General features: G+C 69.2%; 9 protein-coding genes. 4 read left to right on the top strand and 5 right to left on the bottom strand.

The window, feature by feature from the left end:
- Positions 1 to 97: 97 nt before the first annotated feature.
- Genes ACIRG5_RS35910 through ACIRG5_RS35895 form a run of 4 tightly spaced genes read right to left on the bottom strand, consistent with a single transcriptional unit; the run spans position 98 to position 3,109 of the window.
- Positions 98 to 730 carry a GTP pyrophosphokinase family protein gene (locus tag ACIRG5_RS35910; RefSeq protein WP_402913319.1) on the bottom strand — a complete coding sequence of 211 codons (633 nt, stop codon included), beginning with the start codon at positions 728 to 730 and terminating at the stop codon, positions 98 to 100.
- Between the two features lie 26 nt (positions 731 to 756).
- Positions 757 to 1,728: a D-cysteine desulfhydrase family protein gene (locus ACIRG5_RS35905; protein ID WP_402913316.1), complete on the bottom strand. Its 972-nt coding sequence runs from the start codon at positions 1,726 to 1,728 to the stop codon at positions 757 to 759.
- Positions 1,719 to 2,579, bottom strand: a complete 861-nt coding sequence (locus ACIRG5_RS35900) for a cobalamin-binding protein (protein ID WP_402913313.1) — start codon at positions 2,577 to 2,579, stop codon at positions 1,719 to 1,721. Before ACIRG5_RS35900 ends, ACIRG5_RS35905 begins: the two co-directional genes overlap by 10 nt.
- Positions 2,579 to 3,109, bottom strand: coding sequence for an NUDIX domain-containing protein (locus ACIRG5_RS35895; protein ID WP_402913310.1), 531 nt, complete (start codon positions 3,107 to 3,109; stop codon positions 2,579 to 2,581). The genes ACIRG5_RS35900 and ACIRG5_RS35895 overlap by 1 nt, the downstream gene beginning before the upstream one ends.
- Before the next feature lie 178 nt (positions 3,110 to 3,287).
- On the opposite strand from ACIRG5_RS35895, the gene ACIRG5_RS35890 reads away from it, so the two are divergent.
- Positions 3,288 to 3,635: a hypothetical protein gene (locus ACIRG5_RS35890; RefSeq protein ID WP_402913307.1), complete on the top strand. Its 348-nt coding sequence runs from the start codon at positions 3,288 to 3,290 to the stop codon at positions 3,633 to 3,635.
- A 69-nt stretch (positions 3,636 to 3,704) separates the two neighbouring features.
- The gene (locus ACIRG5_RS35885; RefSeq protein WP_402913304.1) at positions 3,705 to 4,727 is read left to right on the top strand and encodes a hypothetical protein; all 1,023 of its coding nucleotides are present in this window, start codon (positions 3,705 to 3,707) and stop codon (positions 4,725 to 4,727) included.
- On the opposite strand, the gene ACIRG5_RS35880 is transcribed toward ACIRG5_RS35885, so the two are convergent.
- A complete protein-coding gene (locus ACIRG5_RS35880; protein ID WP_402913301.1) occupies positions 4,717 to 6,060 on the bottom strand; it encodes an IucA/IucC family protein in 1,344 nt (447 codons plus the stop codon). The two genes, ACIRG5_RS35885 and ACIRG5_RS35880, sit on opposite strands and share 11 nt — an antisense overlap.
- Positions 6,061 to 6,082: 22 nt before the next feature.
- On the opposite strand from ACIRG5_RS35880, the gene ACIRG5_RS35875 reads away from it, so the two are divergent.
- Both ACIRG5_RS35875 and ACIRG5_RS35870 read left to right on the top strand, forming a co-directional pair.
- Positions 6,083 to 7,522 carry an IucA/IucC family protein gene (locus tag ACIRG5_RS35875; RefSeq protein ID WP_402913298.1) on the top strand — a complete coding sequence of 480 codons (1,440 nt, stop codon included), beginning with the start codon at positions 6,083 to 6,085 and terminating at the stop codon, positions 7,520 to 7,522.
- A 46-nt stretch (positions 7,523 to 7,568) separates the two neighbouring features.
- On the top strand, positions 7,569 to 9,656 hold the full coding sequence (locus tag ACIRG5_RS35870; RefSeq protein ID WP_402913295.1) for a glycoside hydrolase family 2 protein: 2,088 nt from the start codon (positions 7,569 to 7,571) through the stop codon (positions 9,654 to 9,656).
- Positions 9,657 to 9,672: the final 16 nt, after the last annotated feature.

The raw sequence follows: 9,672 nt of genomic DNA, 5'->3' as shown, positions 1-9,672 counted from the left end.
GCATCCGTATCGGGCTTGACCTGTCCAGGCCGCGGCATCCAGGCACCTCCTGAATGCTCAACTTACCGAACCAACCCTTAAGTCACCGGTATTGGGCCTAGCGGTCGTCCTGGTGGATGCGCCGATGCAGCGACTCCATCCGGTCGTCCAGTTGGGCCGCGATCATCGCCGTCGACATCAGCTCGCCCACGAAGTCCGCGGGCGGGCTGTCGTCGTACTTGTAGAACAGCTTGTGCTCCAGCGTGGCCCAGAAGTCCATCGCGATGGTCCGCAGCTGCACCTCGACCTTCACGTGCTCGACCCGGTCCGACAGGAACACCGGGATGCGCACGATCAGGTGCAGGCTGCGGTAGCCGTTCGGCTTCGGCGTGGCGATGTAGTCCTTGGTGCGCAGGATCTCCACGTCGTGCTGGCGCGCGAGCATCGCCTTGACCCGGTAGACGTCCGAGACGAACGGGCACACCACCCGCACGCCCGCGATGTCGTCGAGCCAGTCGCCGATCGCGTCGAGGTCGAGCGGGAAGCCCTTGCGCTGCAGCTTCTCCAGGATGCCTTCCGGCTTCTTCACGCGGTTGGTGATGTGCTCGATCGGGTCGTGCTGGTGGACCGAGTCGAACTCCTCGCTGAGGATGCGGAGCTTCGTCATGAGCTCCTCGATCGCGAACTTGTAGACGAGCAGACGTCGTTCGAGGTCGCGCAGCAGGCTCAGGTCGTCGGCCAGGTCGGTCACCACACCAGAGTACTGATCACCCCGGGTCAGAACTGGGCCACGGCCTCCGGCGCGTACCCGTAGAAGCCGGGAAGACCACCCGTGTGGAGGAACACGACCGGTACGTCGCTGTGCGGGGCGATCTCGCGGAACTTCACCGCGGCCTTGCCGGTGTAGACCGGGTCGAGGATCACGCCCTCCGTCCGCGCGAAGAGCTTCAGCACGCTCCACATCTCCGGCGTCGGCACGCCGTAACCAGCCCCGATGGTGTCGTCGGTGACCGTGACGCCGGCGAGCTCCGGGGCGGGTAGCCCGAGCAGGGCGGCGGCGTCGGTGGCGAGGTTCCGCAGTTCCTGCTCGGCGTCCTGAGCGGTGTGCGAGACGCTCGCGGCGTGAACGGTGCCGGGCCAGCCGAGCAGTTCGGTGCCGAGTGCGATCCCCGCCGCCGTGGCGCCGCTGCCGTCCGGCACGACGATGGTGGCGTTGCCGATGCCGCGCTCGTTCAGCTGGCCCACGAGTTCGATGGCCGCCGCGACGTAGCCGAGCGCGCCCAGCCCGTTCGAACCGCCCACGGGCAGCGTGACGGCCTTGTCGTGGTTGATCTTCTCGTACGCCTGGACGGTCTCGTCGGCGTCCGCGCAGACGTGCACGTTCGCCCCGAACATGTGGTCCAGGACGACGTTGCCGGACCTCTCGTACGCCTCGCCCTTCATCGGCACCTTGGCCGTGAGGACGAGCTCGCACCGGAGGCCGAGCTTCGCGCACGCCGCCGCCGTCTGCCGGCCGTGGTTGGTCTGCAGCGCGCCGAACGTGATGATCGTGTCCGCGCCCTGCTCGATGGCCTGGCCCAGCAGGAACTCGAGTTTGCGCAGCTTGTTGCCGCCCGCGCCGAGACCGTTCACGTCGTCGCGCTTGATCAGGACCGGCGGGCCGCCGAGCTCGGTCGCGAGCCTCGGGGCGTCCTCCAGCGGGGTCGGCCAGGTGCCCAGTGAGACTCGGGGGAACGCGCTCAGGTCCATGGTTCGAGCTTAATCGCCTCGGTTGTGGAGGGCTTCTGCCCGATTCCGTGCAGAACGTGGGCGAGGACCTCGATTCCGCGCACCACGCGCGGGCCCGGCCGGTTGAAGTACGACGGTCCATCCAGGACCCACGTCTCGGGCAGCGGCTGGTCCGGGAGCTCCTGGAGCGTCCGTTCGACCGGGAAGCCGCACGGCATCAGGAGGGCGATGTCCGGTCGCGCGTCGTGGACGGTCTGCCAGGTGATCGGCCTGGTGTGCTCGCCCTTCTCCGCGATGAGCGGGATGCCGCCCGCCGCCGCGATCTGCTCGGGCACCCAGTGGCCGGCGGGCCACACCGGGTCGAGCCATTCGATCGCGGCCACTCTTGGGTGCGCGAGATCTCCGGTCTGGCGCTCGAAGTTCTCGATGCGGTGTCGCAGCGCGGCGATCTTGTCCGTGCTGTCGACGCCGAGCACGTCGCCGACGGTCTTCAGACAGCCCAGCGCTTCGTCCAATGTGGAGGGTTCGAGGCTGAGCACTTTCGGGCCGACGTCCATCATCCGGACCGTGTCGGTGACCTTGCGGTACGAGATCGCGCAGACGTCGCAGAGGTCCTGAGTGAGGATCACGTCCGGCTTGAGGTCGTTCAGCAGGTCCGCGTCGAGCCCGTACAACGACGACCCGTGGTGGACGGTCGAGTTGATCTCCCGGCTGCTCAGGGTGTTCTGGTCGATCCCGGTGCTCGTGACGACGGGGACGCCCGCGGCCTCGGCCGGCCAGTCGCACTCGTGGGTGCGTCCCACCAGGTGCTCGACGAGTCCCAGTTCGGCGACGACGTCGGTGGCCGCGGGCAGCAGCGAGACGATCCGCATCAGACCTCCCGGCCGAACTCGGCGTACCGCGTGGAACCGCTCTCCAGGGCCGTGACGGCGAGGGTGAGCCGCCGGTGCAGTGAGGGGTAGACGCGGTGCCGTGCCTCGTCCAACGTCAGGTACAGCACGCCCTCCAGTTCGGGATCGCACGCCGCCGCGTCGTCCACGACGCCGCCGTCGAACACGAACTGGTGGCAGTCGCGCCAGACCCCGTTGCGCGGCGTCCAGTCGACCACCAGCAACGGCCCGAGCGTCAGCGACAGACCCAGTTCCTCGTGGATCTCCCGCAGCGCCGCCGCCTTCGGGGACTCGTCGTCCTCGGTCATGCCGCCGGGGATGTCCAGCACCGCCTTGTACGTCGGCACGACGAACAGCACGCGTCCGGTGGAATCGCGGATCAGCGCGCCGCCCGCGCACGTCTTGGTGGGGCGTCGTGACGCCACTCCCGGCACGTGCTCCAGCTCGGCCGGACCCTCTTCGAGAACATCGGCGGCGAATGAGGCGGGATTCCCCGCGTGCAGTGCGGACACCAGTTGATGATCACACCACCGGGTGAATCGCGCACGTGCTGTGCAGGGGTTTCCCGCCGGTGGGCGGATGTCCGGAAAATGACGGTCTGCAACCAAACGACCGAGGAGTACGCTTGGACCTGTAACTCCGTGCGATCAATCGCCGATGTCCACGACAACATCGGTGGAGGTGACGCCAATGGGGGCAACCGGTGCCGCCAAGCGCAGACACGAGGGTGGTTCCGCCCCGTGGTCGGTGGTCGGACTGACCGTCGTGTTCGTCGTGGTGGCCCAGGTCCAGTTCGCCATCGCTGTCGCGGAATCGGTCTGGTGGCCGGCCGTGCTCGGGATGTTGCTGCTGGTCGCGGCGGTCGTGTTCGTGAAGACGGCGCGCAGGCTGCGTTGGGAGGACAGCGACTCGTACGAGGCGCCGCCCGAGGTGGCCCAGCCGCTTCCGGCGCGGTACGAGAGCCACGTCGACGCCGACGGAAGCCTGGCACGCGCGGTCGGCGAAGTCGTCCACGCGTCCCGGCGCTGGCGGGCCTGACGGCCGCGTGGTGCGGAGACCGGGTCACACGTGGCCCGGTCATTTCGCCGTGTCGTCGACAATGGCGCCATGCCGACGTCTGCCGAGTGGCTCGAAGTGCGCGCCCACCTGCTCGAACACCGTCACGCGCTGGCCCTGAAGGCGGTCTCGGAGTACCCGGACGTGCCCAGGGTCGCGGGGACGCCACTGCTCACGTCGCCGGGCTGGACGCCGGCCGCGCCGATCCCGCTGGCCGATCTCTCGCTGGAACTGAAGGCCTCTGCCGAACTGCCCGAGGTGCCCGAGGTGCCGGCCTCCGTGCTGCCCGACGGGTTCGGAAGCTACTCGGCGGCGATGGCCGCGCTCGCGTCGCCCGCGGTGTTCCAGAACCGCGAGACCTATAGGCTGCTGGACTTCTCCGGCCGGCACCTGACGTTCGGCCTCGGCACCTACTTCGACGGCATCGACGTGGGCGAGGCCTGCGCGCACGAGTACGCGGCGCGGGAGCTCGGCCGGATCGGCGCGCTGCCATCGCGTTCGGCGGTCGGCGACCCGTGCGATCCCCGGCGCCGTCCGGTCAACGTCGCCATCAGCACCCTCACCCTGCGGCACGACGAGGCGTCCGGGGAGGCGACGTTCTTCCTGCACTGGCGCGACCCGAAGCGCGTCGGTCACGCGGGCGGCATGTTCCAGGTGCTGCCGGTCGGCGTGTTCCAGGGCTCGTCCGAGGACGACTTCTCGTTGTGGCACTGCATGATCCGCGAGTTCGCCGAGGAAATGCTGGGCGCGGAGGAGATCCACACCGTCGACTACGCGGCCTGGCCGTTCGCGCGGCGGCTGACCGCGGCCGCGCGGGTGTTCTACCTCGGCATGGGCGTGGATCCGCTGACGTTCGCCACCGACGTGCTGACGGTCGCGGTGATCGAGGCGGGGGAGTTCGACGAGTTGTTCGGCGATCTGGTGTCGCACAACGAGGAGGGCGAGGTGCTGCGCGGGCTGCCGTTCACGGCGGAGAACGTCGAGCGCTTCGTTCATCAAGAACCGACGCAGGCAGCCGGTGCCGCGCTGTTGACGCTGGCGTGGCGGCACCGTTCGGCGTTGCTCAGCGCCTGAACGGGTTGGGCAGGTAGGCCCACGCCTCGGTCTTCGGGTCGAGTCGCATCAACGTGAGCGGCTTGGCGGGCAGCGGGTCGTTGAGCAACGCGTGCCGGTCCGGCGTGTCCGGGACGGTCTTCGCCACCACGTCCCACAGGTCGGCGTCCGGGGCGTCGAGCGTGCCGACCAACCCGGTCAGCGCGGTCGCGAAGAACGTCGCGAACGTCTTGGCGCGCAAGGCTTCCGGGTCCGCGTGCAGTCGTGCCGGCAGACCTGCGCGCTGGCTGACGCGGATGTCGGCCAGGTCGCGGTAGATCACCCGGCTCGGTCTGCCGTTCACCAGGCCCACCAGCAGGTTCTGTTCGTGCGCCTCCAACGCGACGCCGCGCGCCAGCAGTGTCATCAACGGCGGCACGGTCAGTTCGGCGAACTCGGCGAGCCACTCGATCGGGTCGGGGATCCGCCAGGCGCTCAACGCGGCCAGGGGCAGCAGGGTCTCGCCCTCGCGTGGCACGGGCTTGTCGCGCAGGATCACGCCCAGCCGGCGGTCCGGTTCGCCGTTGGTCAGCACCGCGGCCGATGCCCGGTTGTGCTGCAGTTCGATGCCCTCGACGGTCGCGCTCAGGAAGTCGGAGACCGACGTCGCGGTCGCGATCGAGCCGCCGGAGATGTCCCGCACGGCCGAGGTGATCTGGGCGCTCAGCGTCGTTTTGACGTGCCAGGAACCGGTCGAGAGGGTGCGCAGCGCCATCAGCGGGCTCGCGTCCAGGGTGCCCTCCGTGGGCACGTTCAGCCGGTCCGCCTGCCACGGGTGCACCGGCAGGAGGATCCGCTCGCCGTCGCGAAGCTCGTCGGGCCAGTCGCCGAACACCACGTGACTCGGCGCGGAGTGCAGTCGCAGCCGGACGATCGGGCGGTGCTCGGGGCCGTACGCGAGGTGGTCCTGGGCGGTGAACCCGGTGCGGTTGCGGCAGCACGGGTGCAGCGGATGGCCGTCGACGACGCTCTGTTCGTGCTCCTCCAGCGACCTGCTCAAGAACGGGGTCGTGAGCGGGCTCGTCGTGCGGGACAGGGCCAGTCCGGCGACGCTGTGGGCGACCTCCGTGACCAGGCTCTCAGCGCGGCTCCAGCGCAGTGCGGTGAGGAGGTCAACCGGGTGTAGGTACTCGGCCGGATCCACGCTGACCTGCGGCAACGGCTCGATCGCGAACGCCCGGCGCAGGCGCGCGAGGATCGCCGCACGGGCTCCCGGCAGCGCCGCGATGAACCTTTCGGCACGTCTTTCGTCCAGCGCGGCGGCGAACTCGGACTCGACCGGTGTCTGCGTCAGAATGATCTGATCCTGACACATCCCCACAGGGAAGCGGACACCGGTGGACGCCAGCACTGACCCCGACGCCGTCACCACGACGGCCCTGCTGAACTGCCTGCGCCGCGAGGTGGGGGAGTGGGCGGACGGCACGCTCCGCCTGCCCCGCACCGGCGTTCTGCTGCGGGTGCGGGAGGGGCGCTGGCTGTCGGATCCCGAGGTGTTCAGCGGATCGTGGCAGCCGTTGTCGTGGCACGAACTCGCCGTGCTCATCACGAAGGAGCTCGGCGATCCGCCGGTCGGTTTCCTGGACGAGATCGCCGGCTCGCGGTCGGCCATCGCCGCCGTGCTGGACGCCCGCGCCGCCGCACCCGCCGACCTCTACCGGCGCTCCGAGCAGGCGTTGATCGCCGGCCACCGCTACCACCCCGCGCCGAAGGGCCGCGGTGGCCTGCCCGCCTCCCAGTGGCTGCCGTATTCGCCCGAGGTGCACGCGAGCTTTTCGCTGGCACACCTGGAAGGTGAGTTCATCGACGACGGCGAGGTGCCGCTGCCCGCCGGTGTGCTGCCCGCGCATCCGTGGCAACTTTCCTTGCTGGGCCTCACGGGTGCGGTGGCGGAGCACGAGGTGTGGCCGACGTCGTCGGTGCGCACTGTCTACGACCCACCCGCGGATCTGTTCTACAAGTTCAGCCTCGACGTGCAGATTACCAACGACGTGCGCCGGTTGTGGGAGCACGACCTGCGGTGGATCCCGCCGCTCGCGCGCCTGCTGAGACCGGTGTTCGCGGACATCGCGGCTGACTTCCCCGGCGCGGCCTTCCTGATCGACCGCGGCTACCGGACCTCCCCGGACTCGTTCGAGGGTCTGGCGGTCGTGGTGCGCGACGGCGTCCGGCAGCACGTCCTTCCCGGTGTGACCCCGCTGCTGGCGGCCGGGATCAGCGAGGGCTTCGACGGGAACCCGTTGGACGGACTGGATTCCGAGAGCGCGCTGCGCTGGTTCCGGCAGTACGTCTCGGTCGTCGTTCCTCCAGTGCTGCACGCGTTCTTCGCGCACGGCGTCGTGATGGAGTGCCATCTGCAGAACGTTCTGGTGGGCGTGGACTCCGCGGGCATGCCGGTGCAGGCGATCTACCGCGACCCCGAGGGCATGCGGCTGCTTCCTCGCCACGCCGACCTGCTGTCCTCAATGGACGGACTGGACGGGGCGCGGGGAGTCTCCGAGGCGAAGGGCTGGGAGCGGCTGCGGTACTGCCTGATCGTCAACCACCTGATCGAGATCGCCGGCGCGGTGCTGGTCCGGCACCCCGGCCTCGACGTGTGGGCCGAGGCACGGTCTGTTTTCGTTGCTTATGCAAGAGATCACGGATGTGAACAGGTCATGTCGTTGCTGGAGAACCGGTTCGTGCCCGCGAAGGCGAACCTGCTGCTGCGCTGGACGCGCGCGGAGGGCGCCGCGAGCCGGTACGTCGACTGCCCGAACCCGTTGTACCGGAACTAGCTCCTTTCGTTGACACCGTTTTCATCGCGCCCATACGTTCAGGGACATGACACGTCTGCCGGCGTTCCTGCTGCCGCTGCTTCTGCTCTCGGCGATGTTTGTGGGCACACCAGCGGCTTCGGCTTACGCGCCACCGGTGACACGCGCGCAGGTGAGCCTTGACGCGGGCTGGCGGTTCCTGCGCGCGGACGCCGCCGGGGCCGAGGCGCCGGGATTCAACGACGCGGCATGGTCGCAGGTCAGCGTCCCGCACACGTGGAACGCCACCGACGGTCAGGACGGCGGGTCGAACTACTACCGGGGAATCGGCTGGTACCGCAAGCACTTCACGCCGTCCGCCACGCTGGCCGGGCGTCGGCTGTGGCTGCAGTTCGACGGGGTGAACCAGGTCGCGGACGTCTGGGTCAACGGCGTCAAGCTGGGCCAGCACCGCGGCGGCTTCGCCGGGTTCCGGTTCGACGCGACGGCGGCGCTGAAACTGGGGCAGGACAACGTGATCGCGGTCAAGGCGGACAACGCCGCGAAGGCCGACATCGCCCCGATCTCCGCGGACTTCACGTTCTTCGGCGGCATCTACCGGGGTGTCTCGCTGACGGCGCTGGACCTGCTCGCCGCGCGCATGGGCGACTCCGGCGGCCCCGGTGTGTATCTGCGGCAACGGTCTCTGAGCGACGCGTCCGCGAGCGTCGAGGTGACCACCAAGGCCTGGAACAACCGCGCCTCCACGGCACGGGTCAAGATCCGCACGGTCGTCGCCGACCACGCCGGTGTCATCGTCGGCGAGACCACGTCCGCGACCCGTTCGGTCAACGCCTCCACCGGGTTCGACACCGTGCAGACTGTCACGATCGCGCGCCCGCACCGGTGGAACGGCAAGGCCGACCCGTACCTCTACCGCGCGAGCGTGGAGATCATCGACGCCGACACGAACGTGGTGAAGGACGTCGTCACCGAACCGCTCGGCCTGCGCACCACCGCCGTCGACGCCGACACCGGATTCTCGTTGAACGGCAGGCCTTTGCGCCTCAACGGCGTGAACGCCCACCAGGACCGGCTGAACGCGGGCTGGGCCGTGACGCCCGCGAACCAGCGCCAGGACTTCGACCTGATGGACGAGATGGGCGTCAACGCCCTGCGCACCGCCCACTACCAGCAGGCCGAGCAGGTCTACGACCTCGCCGACGAACGCGGGTACGTGGTGTGGACGGAGATCCCGCTGGTCAACGAGATCACCGACAGCGCGGCGTTCCGCGCGAACGCCCAGCAGCAGCTGCTGGAGATGATCCGGCAGAACTTCAACCACCCGTCCATCGCGTTCTGGGGCATCGGCAACGAGCAGAAGACCAGCAACACCGCCACCAACAACCTGCTGCGCGACCTCGCCGCCGCCGTCCGGGCCGAGGACTCCGGCCGGCACTCGACCTACGCGAGTCACATCGGCGATCTGGACCCGGTGTCGGGCCACGCGGAACTGGCCGCCTACAACAAGTACTTCGGCTGGTACGACACCAGCAGCACCGGCCCCGGCGGGTGGGCGGACCGCCTGCACGCCCGTGACCCGGCCCGCAAGATCGCCCTGAGCGAGTACGGCGCCGGCGGCAGCATCGCGCAGCACGAGGAGAACCCGCGCCCGCCCGTGACGACCTCGCGCCGGCACCCCGAGGAGTACCAGACGCTCGTGCACGAGAACCACTGGGCGGACATCAAGACGCGCTCGTACCTGTGGGGCACGTTCGTCTGGAACATGTTCGACTTCGCCGTCGACAGCCGCTCCGAGGGCGACACGCTGGGACGCAACGACAAGGGCCTGGTCACCTACGACCGCAACACCCGAAAAGACTCCTTCTACCTGTACAAGGCGAACTGGACGAACACCCCGTTCGTGCACCTGAACAGCGCCCGCTGGACCCAGAGAACGGTCGCGGCCACCACCGTTCGCGCCTACGGCACGACGGACAGCGTGCAGCTCACGGTGAACGGCGTGGCCGTCGGCGCACCGAAACCGCCGGCCTCCGACCACATCTTCACCTGGCCGATCACCCTGCGGCCGGGCGCCAACACGGTGACGATCACCGGCACGCGCGACGGACGGACTTACGCCGACACGGCAACCTGGACGCTCGCTGCCGCGTGAGTGTTCCGGAGGTGGC

It is taken from the genome of Lentzea sp. NPDC102401, assembly GCF_044765805.1.
GTDB classification, from domain to species: domain Bacteria; phylum Actinomycetota; class Actinomycetes; order Mycobacteriales; family Pseudonocardiaceae; genus Lentzea; species Lentzea sokolovensis.
The sequence above is the reverse complement of the archived record's forward strand: the minus strand, read 5'-3'. Positions and strand labels throughout refer to the sequence as shown.